Source organism: Streptomyces sp. NPDC107654 (assembly GCF_055639035.1).
Genome location: NZ_JBVKBI010000015.1, coordinates 73,277 through 87,173, shown reverse-complemented (window position 1 = coordinate 87,173; position 13,897 = coordinate 73,277). Strand labels below are relative to the sequence as shown.

Here is a 13,897-nt window from a genome sequence, read left to right as displayed (position 1 = left end):
GGAGCCCCGCGCCGTCCGGCGACGGGGCTCCTGCCTTATCCCGTTCATTTCCCGTTCACGAACGCTCAGACGTGCTGCATCACCAGCACGAACTTGGTCCCGGCCGCCAGCGCCTCGTACGAGTGAGGTACGTCACCCCGGTACGACAGGTAATCCCCCGGCCCCAGTTCCACGACTTCCCCCTCCGGCCCCGCTTTCACCGCGCCCTCGTTCACCACGATGTGCTCCACGGTGCCCGGGATATGAGGTTCGGAATCCCGTACGGTCCCGGGCTCCAGCCACACGAAATACAGGTCCCGGCGGGCGCCGGGCGGGCAGGCGGACAGCAGTGAGGCCAGATAGCTGGACTGGTCGGAGTGGACCGTGGGCCCCTGCCCCGCCCGGATCACCTGGACCGCCGGCGCGGGCGGTTCGACGAGCGCGCTGAACGGCACACCGAGCGCCACCGCGAGTGCCCAGAGGGTCTCCATGCCCGGGTTCCCGCTCGCCGCCTCCAGCTGGGACAGCGTGGACTTGGCGATTCCGGCGCGTTTGGCCAGCTCGGACAGGGACAGGCCGGCACGGCCGCGCTCGCGCTTCAGCGACGCGGCGATCCACTCCAGGGGGAGCCGGGAGGGCACCTCGGACATGTGCGTTCGCTCCATCGGTACGTTCGTTCGCCTTGACGGCCACGTTGGATACTGTCCATCCTAATGAACATGCGTTCGCCACACCGAACAACCCTCGCATCCGACACCGACCGCTCCCTCCTCCGGGACAGCTCGCTGGTGTGGCTGGCCAGCGGTGTCGTGGGCGTCTCCTTCGGCGCCGTCTCCGTCGCGGGCGGCCTGCCGATGTGGGTGCCGGTCCTCATGTCCCTGGTCGTGTACGCGGGATCGGCGCAGTTCAGCGCGGTGGGCGTCCTGCTCGCCGGGGGCGGCCCGGCCGCCGCCGTGGCCACCGGACTCCTGCTCAACACCCGGACGGCGGCCTTCAGCCTTGCCGTGGCCGACCTCCTCGGCACCGGCCGGGCGGCCCGCCTCCTCGGCGCCCACCTGGTCACGGACGAGACGGTCGCCTTCGCCCTGGCCCAGCCCGATCCGGTACGGCAGCGCCGGGCGTTCTGGATATCCGGCCTCGGCCTGTTCGCCGTGTGGAACGCGGGCGTCCTCGCCGGTGCGGCGGCGGGCGGCGCACTGGGCGACACCACCCGCTACGGCCTGGACGCCGCCTTCCCCGCCGTCCTGGTCGCCCTGGTCCTGCCCACCCTCCGCGCCGACGCGGCGGTACGGCGGTGCGCCCTGCTCGGCGCCGCCCTGGCGCTGGCGGTCACCCCCGCCGTCCCGGCCGGGGTCCCGGTCCTGCTCGCCCTCGCGGGCCTGTTCCTCCACCGCCGCCCCACGAGCCCCCGGGGAGCCGCCGCGTGAACGCCACCGTCGCCGTGATCCTCGCCCTGGCCGTCGGCACGTACGCCTTCCGGCTGGTCGGCCCGGTCCTGCACGGCCGGGTCACGATCCCTTCGCGCGTCCAGGAACTGGCCTCCGCCGGCGCGGTCGTCCTCCTGGTCGCCCTGCTCGCCACGGGCACCCTGACCGAGTCCGGCGGCTTCGCGGGCTGGGCCCGCCCCGCCGGAGTACTGGCCGGCGGCGTCCTCGCCTGGCGCCGGGCGCCGTTCGCCGTGGTGGTGCTGGGCGCGGCGGCGACGACGGCGCTGCTGCGGCTGGCGGGGCTCGCCTGAGGCTATCCGTTGATCAGCTTGCCGGACAGATTGCTCGGCGGATTTTCCGGCACAAAGTGCTTGTCCGGCTAATCCCTTCACCCGTTCGCCGCGCATCCATCATCGAATGGCCGCGTTATTCGCAGCATGACGAAGGAACTTCCTCGGCGGCCCGTGCGGCTAGGCTCCCACACCTACCTGCCCGCACCGGACAGAACGGGCCCCAGCAAAGGAGTCCTGATGAAGGGGGGTCTCTCCGTCACCCTTGAAGTGACCGAGGAAATCCTCCAGGAATTCATGGATGCGATGAGTTCCCTGGAAACACACGTCTCGAAACGCTGGGCGCATGCATCCTGAGTACATGGGGCCCGCGGAAGCCTTCTACCCGCCCCTGGTCCCCCCCGACTCGGCCTGGGACCCCGCCGAAGAGCTGGCCTTCATGCTGCGGGACTCCATCGAGCAGCAGCCGAGGATCCCGGCCGCCCGCAGGGAGGAGGAACTCGCAGTTCAGGGGGTGAATCCCCATCGCGACGCCCTGGTGGAGATCACCGCGGAGCTGCCCCCGGTGAAGACTCCCCCGCGGGGCCACCGCAAGGTCCGGCAACGCCCGAGCACCACGCGCGTCGCCAGTCATCTCATCGCCGCGATGGTGGCCGTCATCGCGTCCGCCGTCAGCATCTTCGGCGGCCTCATCTCCTACGACCCGCTGCGTTTCGTGGCAGCGTCCCGCATGCCGGACGACGTGGTCTCCTGGTGGCCCCTGCTGGTTTTCGGCCCCTGGCTGGTGTCGTCGCTCTCCATTCTCCGGGCGGCACTGCACCAGCGCCGGGCCTTCCATTCCTGGTCGGTACTTCTGATTTTCTCGGTGATTGCCATGACCCTGTGCATCGCACAGGCACCGAAAAACATCGTCGACACCGCGGCCGCCGCCCTGCCGAGTTTCGCCTCACTGGCCTGTTTCCAGCAGGTGGTGCGCCAGATCACCTTCACCCGGCCGCCCCGGCGGACCATGCCCCGGCACCGGGTCCAGCCTGCCGATGCGGCCACCGACGAGGCGAAACCGAAGGACGCCGGCACGAAGGACGGACACCGGGGGGTGATGAATGAAGAGTCCTGACACGGCGCCCTCCTCCCTCCCCGACGTCACCCGGCTCCGCCCCCGCCAGCAGATGGCCATGGAATGCGCCCTCTGCGCCCGCCCGCTGGGAGCGAGCGGACGGGTCCTCGGTGAGGTCCGTCACCGAGGACAGCTGTTCCAGCTCTGGATCTGCCTCCTCGGCTGCCAGGGAGGCACGTCGGCCGGGAGGTACTAGGCGGCGTTGCGCCAGACGGTCAGGTCTCCCGTGAGGAAGGCGATGTCGGGCAACGCGGTGGACTTCGTCTGGATCACGTACAACCCGATGTTGCCCTCGTCGTCCTTCATGCAGATCTCGGTACCGGCCGCCGCCGCGGCCAGCCCCCAGCTGTGGTACTTGCCGCTCCCGAGCATGAGACGGCACATGTCGAGGGTGGTGCCGTGGCCGCCCATGATCTGGACGAACGAGGCGCTGTCGCTCTTCAGCTCACAGCTCGGATCCTGGCAGTCGAACCGGATGTCCCCCTTGCGGTCCTTGCGTTGGGGGTCCTTGTCCTTGAGGCTCAGCGAGTTCTTCGCGTCCAGCCACACCTGGGGGTACCCCTCCGGCTTCGGGACCCGGGGCGAGGCCGACGGAGACTCCTTGTCCCCGGACGGGCCGGACACGTCCGACGCGGAGCCCGACGACGAGTCCGCCGCGGCCACCGACGAGGACGACCGCGCCGACGGAACCGTGGCGGCCGGCTTGGAGGAGCCCGCGCCCGCCGTGTCCCTCCCCTCGGCGCGCCCCTCGGCATCCATGACCGACCACGCCATCAGCGCCGCCAGCAGCGCCCCGCCCGCCACTCCGGCGACCGAGATCAGCGCGGCCCGCCGTCTGCGGGCCCTGCGCTCCTCGGACGTCGGCTGCGGCCAGCCCGTCGGGGGCTGCGGGTAGCCGAGGAGCGGCTGCGGGTAGGCCGGGGTCGGCTCCGGGACCGGTACCGGAACCGCGACCTCCGGCCCGGCGATCTCCCGCCACACGGCCGGTCCCCCGCCCCCGTCGGCGTCCGCGCCCAGCCGCTGCCGGCACCACTGCACCACCTCCGCCGCAGTGGCCCGCTCCGCCGGATCGGCGGCCAGGCACCGGGCGAGCAGCGGCCGCAGCGGCTCGGGCAGCAGCTCCAGGTCGGGTCGGGTGTGCACGATCCGGTACAGCACGTTCACGGCGGGACCGTCGCCGTACAACGACCGGCCGAGCGCGGCGAACGCCGCGGTCTGCCCGAGCGCGAAGACGTCCGTCGCCGCCGTCACCTCGCTCCCGGCCGCCTGCTCCGGCGCCATGAACGACGGCGTGCCGATGGTCCCCCCGGTGGCCGTGTACGACGTCCCGTCGGCGGCCAGCGCGATACCGAAGTCGATCACCCGGGGCCCGTCGGCGGCCAGCAGCACGTTCGACGGCTTGAGGTCCCGGTGCACGATCCCCTCGGCATGGATCGCCTGGAGCGCCTCCGCCACCCCCGCCATCAGCCACAGCACCGCCGCCACCGGCAGCGGCCCCCGCCGCACGACGGCCTCCGCCAGCGACGGCCCGGGCACGTACAGCGTGGCCAGCCACGGCGGTGTCCCGTCCGCGTCCGCGTCGATCAGCTCGGCGGTGTAGGCCCCCTTGACCCGCCGGGCCGCCGTGATCTCCCGCCGGAACCGCCGCCTGAAGTCCGGATCGTCCGCCAGCTCCGGCCGTACGACCTTCAGCGCGACCGGCCGCCCGCCCTGCGTGTGCGCCAGATACACCCGGCCCATACCGCCGGCGCCCAGCCGGGCCGCGAGCCGGTAACCCCCCACCACCGGAGGGTCTTCCGCCTGAAGCGGCTGGAAGACATCCGTCGCCTGGTCCATCGGCCCCGTACCCCCCGTAGTGATGCTTTGGCCAAGGGCAGCAGCCTAAACGAGGCGTCCTCCCGCCCGGCCCCTCCAGACCCCAGCCGCCGCACCGATCGGTGGCCTCCTCCGGCGCCAACCTCACGGCTCCACCTAGTCCTGGTAAATACCGACTTCAGGTGACATACGGCACGAGACACCCAGTCCGGTCGGCTCACGGGCAAAACTCACCGCGTAGTAGCGCAACAGTTCGGGAGTGAGGGAGTCAACCATGAACAAGGCAGGGACAGGAACGGTCGTCGCTCTGATATGCGCCGGGTTTCTCGCCTCCAGCGCCCTGACGGGTCAGGCGGCGGCACAGTCACGGCTGGTGCTGGAGAACGTCGCCAACCCCGGCTACGTCCTCGACAACGACGCAGGCATGGGGCGGGACTCCAGCGTCCTGGTCTACGACCGGCACGGTGCGCCGAACCAACTGTGGGAGGTGAACCCCGAAGGGGGCAACACCGTCCAGATCAGGCAACGGGTCGGCGGGCAGGAACTGTGCGCCGCCGCCGTGTTCAACGGCATCGCCGAAGTGACCATGCAGGACTGCAACGGCAACGGGGCGGTGACGCGGTGGCACCAGATCGCCGTGGGCGGCAACCGCTGGGTCTACCGCAACGCCGCCCGGTACAAGTGCCTCGCCTCCACCCGGCTCAACGGCCCGGTGCAGCTCGTCGAGTGCGCGTACGGGGACCAGGACCAGCAGTGGATGAAACGCGCCGGGTGAAAGGGCACGGGGCAGCGTCGGTGCCGCCCGCTACCGTCCCTCCATGACCGACACCCGCGCCTTCTACGACACCATCGCCGAGGACTACGCCGCGCACTTCCGGGACCCCCTCGCCGAACGGCCCCTGGAGAGGGCCCTCCTCGCCGCCTACGCCGAGCAGGTCGGCCCGGGCGGCCAGGTCGCCGACCTCGGCTGCGGACCGGGCGCGGTCACCGCGTACCTGGCCGGCCTGGGGCTGTCCGTCTTCGGCCTGGACCTCTCCGAGTCCATGCTCGCCGTCGCCCGCCGCGACTTCCCCGGTCTGCGCTTCGAGCAGGGCTCCATGCGGGAGCTGCCCCTGACCGACGGCTCCCTGGCCGGGGTCGTGTCCTGGTACTCCAGCATCCACACACCCGTGGACGAACTCCCGGACATCTTCGCCGAGTTCCACCGCGTCCTGGCTCCCGGCGGCCGGCTCCTGCTCGCCTTCCAGGTGGGCGACGTACCGCTCCGCCTCGACCGCCCGTTCGGCCACGAGGTGGCCCTGGACTACCACCGGCGCCGCCCCGAGCAGATGGCCGACCTGCTGGCGGAGGCCGGTTTCGCCCTGCGGTCGAGCACGGTGCGCGAGCCCGAGGTCACGCGCGGCGAATCACCCGTCCCGCAGGCGTTCCTTCTCGCCCAGAAGGAAGGCTGACCAGGCTTCGGGGGTGAGGGTGAGGGTGGGGTGGGTGGTGGGGGGTTGCTTGGAGTCTCGGATGTGGATGGCGGTGGGGTGCAGGGCCACTTCCAGGCACTGGCCGCCCTCGCCGCTGCTGTAGCTGGACTTGCGCCAGCTATAAGCGAGTTCGAGGCACTCGCCTCCCTCACCGCCGCTATAGCTGGACTTGAACCAGGCGAGTTCCTTGGTGTTCATCATTCCCCCACCAGCTCCTCGATCATGGCCAGTGACTCCGTCGGGTTGAGTGCCATGGCGCGCATGATCCCATAGCGGTCCGCGATCTTGCGGACTTCTTCCGGGTCAGCGATCAGCCGTGGGTATCCCTGCACCTCCACGTAAGCGACCTGTGCTCGCTTGTTGGGCGTCAGCAGGTTGAACGGGCCGTCCATGTTGGGGTGTTCCGCCATCCTGGAGGGCATCACTTGGATCTCCACGTTGCGCATGCCGCCGATCCGCAACAACCGCCGAAGCTGCTCCTTGTGCACCTGCGTACCGCCGATGGGCCGGTGCAGCACCACCTCTTCCAGGACGTAGGTACACATCGGCAGTGGCCACTGCTCCAGAACCTGCTGACGGGCCAATCGGTCGGCGACACGCTTCTCGATGGCGTCCTCATCCAGCAAGGGGCGGCGGCGGGAGAACACAGCCCGCGCATAGTCCTCGGTCTGCAGGAGACCTGGCACGCCCTGATTGGCATGGAAGTGCAGCTCGACGGATACCGCTTCCAACTCGGCATAGCTGCGATACCACTCAGGATGCCGCGTCCGCGCCCTCGACATCGCCTCCTCCACCTGCGGAATCACCGCGATGAACAGGCCGTTCGCCTGGAGGATCTCATCGGCCCTGCGCAGGAACTCCGGCCTCGGTGTCCGTACCCCCCGCTCGATGGCCGAGATCAGGTCCGGGCCGTACCCCATCAGCTCGGCGAACTCCCGCTGGCTCAGCCCCGCCCTCTCCCGCAGCAACTTCAGCTGCTTGCCGATGACGACGAAGACCGCTGCCGCCCCGTTCTCCTCCGCCGGAGTCTCCGGCCTCCGCTCCTCCGTCACACGAACCTCCGACTGACCCGTACACCCACGACACGCACCCGTACGACTACGCACAGTCGCCGGGTCCCCCCTGGTCAGCGTAGGGAGAACCGACCACGCTCGGTGATGTGAACGTAGAAATCTCCACCCCCGCGACCGAGCTAGTCCAACGGCTCAGCGCCACCCCCCGTGGTGCCCGTCTGGCCCGTCGGCTCACCGGTACCGCCCTGGCCGGCTGGGGGTATCCGTACGACGGCGACCTCAGCCACACCGCCCAGCTCGTCGTGGCCGAACTCGCGGCCAACGCCGTCACGCACGGTCGCGTGCCCGGGCGGGACTTCGAGCTGCGGTTGAGGCTGCTGCCGATGAAGGACACCTTGCGTATCGAGGTCAGCGACGCCCGGGGTGACCGCGCCCTCCGTTTCCTGGACGGGCGGCTGGAGGACGAGAACGGCCGGGGTCTCGTGGTCGTACAGGTGCTGGCGAAGCTGTGGGGCGTCGTCGCGGAGCGGGACGTCGGCAAGACGGTGTGGGTGGAGCTGGCGCTCGGCGGGAAGCGTCGACCGTGCCCGCCAAGGCAGTCACCGGCGAGTTGACCTGCCTTGCAGCGGACGGCCTGGCTGACGCGGAGTGGGCAGGCCGGGTACGACCGGCCTGCCCACTGTCGGCCCGACGGAGGCCCTGGTCCGGATTCCCTAACGTCCGACGGTGATGGCCCACCGAACGCCGGCGGGTGCCGTGACATTCACCGTTCCCCGTGCGCGGGTGTGCTTCAGATTCAGTTGGTTGTAGGTGCTGCTGACCTCACCGGCGACGCACTTCAGCGGGAAGCGAAGACCCGCCGGTTCGACTCGGACGGTCAGCTCACCCTCACCTTGGCAGTTCACCATGATGGAAAGAGGACCGGCTTTGAGCCCGCCCTTGATGTCCATCTCCCTGTTGCCGACCGCGTTCGCCGCCTCGGCGACGACGCTGCCGTCCGGCAGGACGGGTGCCTTGGTCACGGACTCCCCCGCAACGTGCTCGGCGCGACCAGGCGTCGGCGACCGTGTCGAAGAGGATGGAGAAGACTTGTGCCGGGCGTCCGGGGTGTCACCCTCACTACTGGTGCAGCCGACAGTGAGGGCGGCGACAGCGGCAAGCACCGCTGCGGGCATCAGCTTTCCCACAGGTACCAACCTACTCGCCAGGGGGAGTAACTGACGACGGTGTGCTCCGTCGTGGTGGTGCAGTTGGCATGCAGCCAGTAGCTCTTGCCCGTGTGCTTGATCCGCCACACGCCGTACGTGGCGTTGGTGGTCTTGTGAGGGGGCGTGTCCACCGAGATGGAATTCCCCAGCTTCGCCGTGATCTTGGCGGACACCGATACCTCGTACTTGGCCTTGACTCTGGCGAGCAGCGTTCCCACCGACGTCTCCAATTTGCCGGTGACGGCTACACCGACCTCGCCGGTGACCTCGGACGTGAAGGTCGACTTGGCGGTCCTGGACGCGTCATTGTGATTCGCGTTGGTGGGGCCGACCGCCCGATGATATTTGCGGCCCTGCTTGGTAGGAATGTAAACGCCGTGAGCCGGGCTGCAGTCCACACCGGCCGGCACGTCCCCGGGAAGCGGCGGCTTGGCCTCGGACGCAGGTTCCTCCGGTTGCTGGTCCACCGCGTCAGCAGGGACTTCGGTGACCTCTTCCTCGGGTTGCTCCGGCGGAGACGTGGCGATGACGGGATCGTCGGTCTGTGCAGCCGCAGGGACGGGCGGCGGTGTCTCCTCGGCCCACGCGGGCCCGGCCAAGGCGGCACATAAGAGAAGTGCTGTCGCAGGGACGAACATGAGGCGACGTGCTGAAGTCTTCACGGAAACGCCGATCCGGTCGGGACCGCTTCGATGCGGTCTGGCACCTGAAGCTATGTCAGGGGCATGCCGGAGGCGAAGGCTCCGTCGATCCTCTGAGGGAAATCTGAGGATCAAGGTCCTCAGCGCTCGTACAACCCCTCCACCTCCACCGCGAAGTCCCGCAGGATCCGGTCGCGTCGGAGCTTCATGGACGGGGTCAGGTGGCCGGCCGCCTCGGTGAAGTCCACGGGCAGGACCGCGAAGCGGCGGATGGACTCGGGGCGGGAGACCATGCGGTTCGCCTCGTCCACGGCCCGTTGCAGAACGGTGTGCAACTCCTCGTCGGTGACCAGGAGTTCCGGTGGTACCGGGTGCTTTCCGATCATCTGGCGCCAGTGTGTGATGCCCTCGGGGTCCAGGGTGATCAGGGCCGCCACGAAGGGACGGGCGTCGCCCACCAGCATCACCTGGCTGATCAGGGGGTGCTGGCGGAGCCAGTTCTCCAGGGGGGCCGGGGCCACCGACTTGCCGCCCGCTGTGATCAGCAGTTCCTTCTTGCGGCCGGTGATGGTCAGGTAGCCGTCGTCGTCCAGTTCACCGAGGTCGCCCGTGGCGAGCCAGCCGTCGCGGGTCGCGGGGACCACGCCTCCGGCCTGGGGGTCCCAGTAGCCGCGCAGGACGTGGTCGCCGGAGAGGAGGATCTCGCCGTCCGCCGCGATGCGGACCCTCGTGCCGGGGAGCGGCCAGCCGACCGTGCCGAGGCGGGGTTTCAGGGGTGGGGTGACCGTCGAGGCGCCGGTGGTCTCCGTGAGGCCGTACCCCTCGAAGATCTCGATGCCGGCACCGGCGTAGAACGCGGCGAGGCCGCGGCCGAGCGGGGAGCCGCCGCAGATGACGTGGCGGACGCGGCCTCCCATCGCGGCGCGGACGCGGCGGTAGACGAGGGGGTCGTAGAAACTGCGCTGGGTCTTCAGGGCGCGGCTCGGGCCGCTCCCGGCGCCGGTCTGGCGGGCCTCCAGTGCCTCGCCGTAGCGCCGGGCGATGTCCGCCGCCCGGTCGAAGGCGCCCGCCCGGCCGCCCGACTCCGCCTTGGCCCGCGCGGAGTTGTAGATCTTCTCCAGCATGTAGGGGATGGTCAGCAGGCAGGTCGGCCGGAAGGCGGCCAGGTCCGGGAGGAGGTCGGCCGGGGCCAGACTGGGGGCGTGGCCGAGGCGGACCCGGGCGCGGACACAGGCGACGGCGACCATGCGGCCGAAGACGTGGGACATGGGGAGGAAGAGGAGGACCGAGGGGTCGTCGTCGTTGGCCTTGAAGACGGGGTAGAGGAGTTCGATCGCGTTGTCGACCTCGGCGAAGAAGTTGCCGTGCGAGAGGGCGCAGCCCTTGGGGCGGCCGGTGGTGCCGGAGGTGTAGATGAGGGTGGCGAGCGTGTCGGGGCCCGACATGCCCCGGCGTACGCCGGCCTCCCCGTCCGGTACCGGCGCGCCCGCCTCCGCCAGCCGGGCCACGTGGTCCTTCTCCATCACCCACACGTGCCGCAGGTCGGGGAGGTGGGGGAGTTCCGGGCCCAGGGCGGCGGCCTGGGCGGAGGTCTCGGTGACCAGGGCGACCGCGCCGGAGTCGTGCAGGATCCAGCGGGTCTGGAAGACGGAGGAGGTGGGGTAGACGGGGACGGTGACCAGGCCGGCGGCCCAGGCCGCGAAGTCGAGCAGCGTCCAGTCGTAGGTCGTGCGGGCCATGACCGCGATGCGGTCCCCGGGCATCAGGCCCTCGGCGATCAGGCCCTTGGCGACGGCCTCCACCTCGGCGGCGAACCGGGCCGCCGTCACGTCCCGCCAGCGGCCGTCGGAGAGTCTGCGGCTGAGGACGACCTTGTCGGGGTCCGTCTCCGCGTTGTCGTAGGGCAGGTCGGCGAGGGAGCCGTGGGTGACCGGGGGTGCGAACGGGGGGACGGACGCCTCGCATACCGCTCCGTCGAGCCGGCGTATCTCGGGCTCGACGAGGACCGGGCGGCCGTCGTAGTCGGTGGCGGAGACCGTGCCGGAGGAGGCGGGTGGGGTGGGGTACGGCGTGGTCACGGGCGGCTCCTCTGGCGTGCGTGCACCCGCGGTGAGCCCGGAGAAGGGGTTACCGCTGGTTAGGCAGGTGATCGTACGGCTCCGCTGTGAGGGGGTTGTGCGGGTTCGGGGATGGTACGGGGCCGGGGATGTGCAGCCTCGGGGGGTATGTGACAGGTGTTCAGCTTTGCGTGCGGGTCGCGCGGACCGTGCGGGCCATGGCTTACCTCCGGTAACCTTACTCCTGAGTAAGCAGTCGTCAGCCCTCCGGAACCGAGTCGCGCGGGAGTTGCGCATGGCCGACCGCCGCCTCAGCGGCCCGACGGACACCGTCACCCTCAGCGTCGCGCCCGCGCTGATCCCCCTGCTCGCCCGGGGCGCCCTGCGCTCCCCCTTCAAGCGTCCGGCCCCCGGCGCCGCCTTCCCGCGCACCCGGCTCGTCCTTCCCGGCGTGCGCGTCGACCTGGCGAGGCTGGCCGCCTACGAGCGGGTGTGCGGCTTCCCGACCGGGGAGCCCGACCTCCCGGTCACCTATCCGCACGTCCTCGGCTTCCCGCTGGCCATGCGGCTGATGAGCGCCCGGGACTTCCCGCTGCCGCTACTCGGCCTCGTCCACACGTCGATCGGGATCGAGCGGGGCGCCGCGCTGGCCGCCGACGGGGAGTACGACGTGGAGGTCCGGGTGGAAGGGCTGGCACCGCACCGGCGGGGCACCGAGGCGACCGTGACGACCGCACTGCACTCGCGCGGGAGACTGGTGTGGGTGTCCCGGAGCACCTATCTGGCGCGGCACCGCACCGGCACGGTGACGGCACCGGAACCGCGCGGGGACGCCGGTGCGCGGCTGCCGGTCCTGGCCGAGTGGAGCCTCGGCGAGGACGTGGGACGGCGGTACGGCGCCGCGTCCGGCGACCGCAACCCGATCCACCTGTCACCGCTCACCGCGCGCCTCTTCGGCTTCCCCCGGGCCATCGCCCACGGCATGTGGACGGTCGCCCGCTGCCTGGCCGCCCACGGCAGTCCCGACGCGGCCGAGGTGCGGGCGCGGTTCCGGGCGCCGGTGCTGCTGCCGGGGACCGTGGCGTACGGGGCCGACGGGAGCGGGCGGTTCGAGTTGCGGGGTGCGGGCGGGCGGGTGCACCTGAGCGGGGAGGTCCGGGGGAAGTGAGCACCGGGTGCCGCGCGGCCGCGGTGCGAACGCCGGCCGCAGCCCCGCGTGCTCAGGCGGGGTCGGCCGGCGGTGTCCAGACCTGGCCCCGCATCAGACTGCCCAGTCCCGCCCAGGCGAAGTTCATCAGCGTGGTCGCCGCCTGGCGGGCCGTGACCCCGGGCGCGGCGTTGGCCCAGGCGGCCAGGGACTCCGCCGCGCCGACCAGGGCCTCGGCGAGGCCGGCCACCTCGTGTTCGGGGAGGTCGGGGTCGCGGTGCGCCTCCCGGGCCGCCACCGCGACCAGCCGGGTCACGAACGCGACGATCTCCGCGCGCATGGCGGCGACCTCGGCGACGAAGGGCTCCCCGTGTGTGCGGGCCTGGAGGTGCAGCACCGACCAGCCGTCGGGGTGCTCGGCGGTGTGCGCGAAGAACGCCCGCAGGCCGTCCCAGAGTTGCCGGTCGGCGGTCAGCCCCGGCCGGACGGCCGCGCGCACGGCCGCCGTGAGCGCGGCGGCCTCACGGCGGATGCAGGCGGTGAAGAGGTCTTCCTTCGAGTTCAGGTACAGGTAGACCAACGGCTTGGACACGCCCGCGAGTTCGGCGATCTCGTCCATCGAGGCGGCCATGTACCCGCGCTGCCCGAAGATCCGTACGGCGGCGTCGAGCATCTGCTGCTCCCGCACCGCCCTCGGCATCCGTTTGGTCCTGACCGCACCCATGACGGCAAGACTAGTGGGGCCGGGGCGCCGGACTAGCTGGACGCGGCAGCCCCGTCCTGCGTCCGCGACCGGTCGTCGGCCACGTCCTCCTGGCTGCGGTTGGCATCCAGGTTGGCCTTCACCCGGTCGACCTTGTTCACGATCTGCACCGAGGCCCGGTCCCGCTCCTTGCGCAGCACCACCCAGCTGATCGGTGCCGAGAGCACCATGGAGAGCAGCAGGACCCACAGGCCGTTGGAGTCGCCGAAGCCGCGCGGGAAGATGCCCGAGTAGACGGCACCCCAGACGACCACGAGGCAGCCCGCGAAGATACCGAGGCGCATCAGCGTGTAGCGGAGCATCTCAATCCAGTCGTCAGATTCCAAAAGGGGTCATCCCCAGTGAAGCACGGACGACAGGCGATCACGCAGGGGGGTGGGGCCGGGGGCCGGTGTCAGCCGAGCGGCAGCAGCATGACGACCTCGTCGCGGTCGTCGCCCGGTGCGACCCGGATGGCGTCCGGGACGCGGCCGACCTCCTTGTAACCGCAGGAGGCGTAGAACCGCTCCAGTCCGTGTCCGCCCCGGCAGGTCAGCCGTATCGCCTCCACGCCCTCCATCGCGCGCGCCGCGTCCGCGGCGGCGGCCAGCAGGTCACGGCCGTAGCCCTTGCCCTGGTGCGAGGGGTGGACCATCACCGTGTACAGCCACACCCAGTGCGGCATCAGCCGGTGCGCGTTGCGGGTGAGGAAGGCGGCCGCGGCGACCTCGCCGGTCTCGTCGTGGCCGACGAGCAGCCGGGTGCGCCCCTCGGCCATCTGCGCGAAGTGCCGGACCAGCTCCGGGCGTATCTCCTCACGGGTCACCGGGGCGACGAAGCCGACGGCGCCACCCGCGTTGGAGACGTCCGCCCACACGTCGAGGATGCCGTCGCGGAGGGCGGGGGTGACGGCGGGGTCCAGGGTAAAGGTAAGAGGCACAGAGGGAGTGTATCCATTACCGGGTCTCTGTCACCGGGGAGGGTGTGCA

The 13,897-nt window shown here is 70.9% G+C and carries 18 protein-coding genes; 8 read left to right on the top strand and 10 right to left on the bottom strand.

Annotated elements, in window-relative coordinates; genetic code table 11:
* Positions 1–65: 65 nt before the first annotated feature.
* Positions 66–629: a helix-turn-helix domain-containing protein gene (locus tag ACZ7N4_RS25280; RefSeq protein WP_471361692.1), complete on the bottom strand. Its 564-nt coding sequence runs from the start codon at positions 627–629 to the stop codon at positions 66–68.
* Between the two features lie 69 nt (positions 630–698).
* On the opposite strand from ACZ7N4_RS25280, the gene ACZ7N4_RS25275 reads away from it, so the two are divergent.
* The 4 genes from ACZ7N4_RS25275 to ACZ7N4_RS25260 all read left to right on the top strand — a co-directional run bounded on the left by ACZ7N4_RS25275 (position 699) and on the right by ACZ7N4_RS25260 (position 3,009).
* Positions 699–1,406 (top strand): AzlC family ABC transporter permease, encoded by a 708-nt coding sequence (locus tag ACZ7N4_RS25275; protein WP_471361689.1) that lies wholly within the window; start codon positions 699–701, stop codon positions 1,404–1,406.
* Entirely contained in the window at positions 1,403–1,717 is a 315-nt protein-coding gene (locus ACZ7N4_RS25270) for an AzlD domain-containing protein (RefSeq protein ID WP_471361686.1), read from the top strand. Before ACZ7N4_RS25275 ends, ACZ7N4_RS25270 begins: the two co-directional genes overlap by 4 nt.
* A 340-nt stretch (positions 1,718–2,057) precedes the next feature.
* Positions 2,058–2,813, top strand: a complete 756-nt coding sequence (locus ACZ7N4_RS25265) for a DUF2637 domain-containing protein (RefSeq protein ID WP_471361683.1) — start codon at positions 2,058–2,060, stop codon at positions 2,811–2,813.
* On the top strand, positions 2,800–3,009 hold the full coding sequence (locus ACZ7N4_RS25260) for a hypothetical protein (RefSeq protein WP_471361681.1): 210 nt from the start codon (positions 2,800–2,802) through the stop codon (positions 3,007–3,009). The genes ACZ7N4_RS25265 and ACZ7N4_RS25260 overlap by 14 nt, the downstream gene beginning before the upstream one ends.
* On the opposite strand, the gene ACZ7N4_RS25255 is transcribed toward ACZ7N4_RS25260, so the two are convergent.
* Entirely contained in the window at positions 3,006–4,649 is a 1,644-nt protein-coding gene (locus ACZ7N4_RS25255) for a serine/threonine-protein kinase (RefSeq protein ID WP_471361679.1), read from the bottom strand. The two genes, ACZ7N4_RS25260 and ACZ7N4_RS25255, sit on opposite strands and share 4 nt — an antisense overlap.
* A 253-nt stretch (positions 4,650–4,902) precedes the next feature.
* Between ACZ7N4_RS25255 and ACZ7N4_RS25250 the strand changes: the two genes are divergently transcribed.
* Both ACZ7N4_RS25250 and ACZ7N4_RS25245 read left to right on the top strand, forming a co-directional pair.
* Complete coding sequence (locus ACZ7N4_RS25250; protein ID WP_471361676.1) at positions 4,903–5,403, top strand: RICIN domain-containing protein; 501 nt, start codon at positions 4,903–4,905, stop codon at positions 5,401–5,403.
* A 43-nt stretch (positions 5,404–5,446) separates the two neighbouring features.
* Positions 5,447–6,079, top strand: coding sequence for a class I SAM-dependent methyltransferase (locus ACZ7N4_RS25245; protein ID WP_471361674.1), 633 nt, complete (start codon positions 5,447–5,449; stop codon positions 6,077–6,079).
* Here the strand turns inward: ACZ7N4_RS25245 and ACZ7N4_RS25240 are convergent.
* Both ACZ7N4_RS25240 and ACZ7N4_RS25235 read right to left on the bottom strand, forming a co-directional pair.
* Positions 6,035–6,298 carry a DUF397 domain-containing protein gene (locus ACZ7N4_RS25240; RefSeq protein WP_471361952.1) on the bottom strand — a complete coding sequence of 88 codons (264 nt, stop codon included), beginning with the start codon at positions 6,296–6,298 and terminating at the stop codon, positions 6,035–6,037. The genes ACZ7N4_RS25245 and ACZ7N4_RS25240 overlap by 45 nt on opposite strands.
* The gene (locus ACZ7N4_RS25235) at positions 6,298–7,152 is read right to left on the bottom strand and encodes a helix-turn-helix domain-containing protein (RefSeq protein ID WP_471361671.1); all 855 of its coding nucleotides are present in this window, start codon (positions 7,150–7,152) and stop codon (positions 6,298–6,300) included. Before ACZ7N4_RS25235 ends, ACZ7N4_RS25240 begins: the two co-directional genes overlap by 1 nt.
* A gap of 107 nt (positions 7,153–7,259) precedes the next feature.
* Here ACZ7N4_RS25235 and ACZ7N4_RS25230 point away from each other — a divergent pair, with 107 nt between their 5' ends.
* Entirely contained in the window at positions 7,260–7,727 is a 468-nt protein-coding gene (locus tag ACZ7N4_RS25230) for an ATP-binding protein (protein WP_471361669.1), read from the top strand.
* Positions 7,728–7,826: 99 nt separating this feature from the next.
* Here ACZ7N4_RS25230 and ACZ7N4_RS25225 read toward each other — a convergent pair whose 3' ends face one another.
* The 3 genes from ACZ7N4_RS25225 to ACZ7N4_RS25215 form a co-directional block, all read right to left on the bottom strand.
* Positions 7,827–8,135: a hypothetical protein gene (locus ACZ7N4_RS25225; RefSeq protein WP_471361666.1), complete on the bottom strand. Its 309-nt coding sequence runs from the start codon at positions 8,133–8,135 to the stop codon at positions 7,827–7,829.
* A gap of 152 nt (positions 8,136–8,287) precedes the next feature.
* Entirely contained in the window at positions 8,288–8,920 is a 633-nt protein-coding gene (locus ACZ7N4_RS25220) for a hypothetical protein (protein WP_471361663.1), read from the bottom strand.
* A 182-nt stretch (positions 8,921–9,102) separates the two neighbouring features.
* On the bottom strand, positions 9,103–11,040 hold the full coding sequence (locus ACZ7N4_RS25215; RefSeq protein WP_471361660.1) for an AMP-dependent synthetase/ligase: 1,938 nt from the start codon (positions 11,038–11,040) through the stop codon (positions 9,103–9,105).
* Between the two features lie 274 nt (positions 11,041–11,314).
* Here ACZ7N4_RS25215 and ACZ7N4_RS25210 point away from each other — a divergent pair, with 274 nt between their 5' ends.
* Complete coding sequence (locus ACZ7N4_RS25210) at positions 11,315–12,187, top strand: MaoC family dehydratase (RefSeq protein ID WP_471361658.1); 873 nt, start codon at positions 11,315–11,317, stop codon at positions 12,185–12,187.
* A gap of 52 nt (positions 12,188–12,239) precedes the next feature.
* On the opposite strand, the gene ACZ7N4_RS25205 is transcribed toward ACZ7N4_RS25210, so the two are convergent.
* From ACZ7N4_RS25205 to ACZ7N4_RS25195, 3 genes are all read right to left on the bottom strand, one after another.
* Positions 12,240–12,890: a TetR/AcrR family transcriptional regulator gene (locus ACZ7N4_RS25205; RefSeq protein WP_471361656.1), complete on the bottom strand. Its 651-nt coding sequence runs from the start codon at positions 12,888–12,890 to the stop codon at positions 12,240–12,242.
* A 32-nt stretch (positions 12,891–12,922) separates the two neighbouring features.
* On the bottom strand, positions 12,923–13,231 hold the full coding sequence (locus ACZ7N4_RS25200; RefSeq protein ID WP_471361950.1) for a DUF4229 domain-containing protein: 309 nt from the start codon (positions 13,229–13,231) through the stop codon (positions 12,923–12,925).
* A 92-nt stretch (positions 13,232–13,323) separates the two neighbouring features.
* A complete protein-coding gene (locus ACZ7N4_RS25195) occupies positions 13,324–13,848 on the bottom strand; it encodes a GNAT family N-acetyltransferase (RefSeq protein ID WP_471361653.1) in 525 nt (174 codons plus the stop codon).
* Positions 13,849–13,897 lie beyond the last annotated feature (49 nt).

What these genes read in the sequence shown, in the direction of transcription:
- ACZ7N4_RS25280 (WP_471361692.1), bottom strand. Translation starts at nt 629, where the DNA reads ATGTCCGAGGTGCCCTCCCGGCTCCCCCTGGAGTGGATCGCCGCGTCG.
- ACZ7N4_RS25275 (WP_471361689.1), top strand. Translation starts at nt 699, where the DNA reads ATGCGTTCGCCACACCGAACAACCCTCGCATCCGACACCGACCGCTCC.
- ACZ7N4_RS25265 (WP_471361683.1), top strand. Translation starts at nt 2,058, where the DNA reads ATGGGGCCCGCGGAAGCCTTCTACCCGCCCCTGGTCCCCCCCGACTCG.
- ACZ7N4_RS25260 (WP_471361681.1), top strand. Translation starts at nt 2,800, where the DNA reads ATGAAGAGTCCTGACACGGCGCCCTCCTCCCTCCCCGACGTCACCCGG.
- ACZ7N4_RS25255 (WP_471361679.1), bottom strand. Translation starts at nt 4,649, where the DNA reads ATGGACCAGGCGACGGATGTCTTCCAGCCGCTTCAGGCGGAAGACCCT.
- ACZ7N4_RS25250 (WP_471361676.1), top strand. Translation starts at nt 4,903, where the DNA reads ATGAACAAGGCAGGGACAGGAACGGTCGTCGCTCTGATATGCGCCGGG.
- ACZ7N4_RS25245 (WP_471361674.1), top strand. Translation starts at nt 5,447, where the DNA reads ATGACCGACACCCGCGCCTTCTACGACACCATCGCCGAGGACTACGCC.
- ACZ7N4_RS25240 (WP_471361952.1), bottom strand. Translation starts at nt 6,298, where the DNA reads ATGAACACCAAGGAACTCGCCTGGTTCAAGTCCAGCTATAGCGGCGGT.
- ACZ7N4_RS25210 (WP_471361658.1), top strand. Translation starts at nt 11,315, where the DNA reads ATGGCCGACCGCCGCCTCAGCGGCCCGACGGACACCGTCACCCTCAGC.
- ACZ7N4_RS25205 (WP_471361656.1), bottom strand. Translation starts at nt 12,890, where the DNA reads ATGGGTGCGGTCAGGACCAAACGGATGCCGAGGGCGGTGCGGGAGCAG.
- ACZ7N4_RS25200 (WP_471361950.1), bottom strand. Translation starts at nt 13,231, where the DNA reads ATGCTCCGCTACACGCTGATGCGCCTCGGTATCTTCGCGGGCTGCCTC.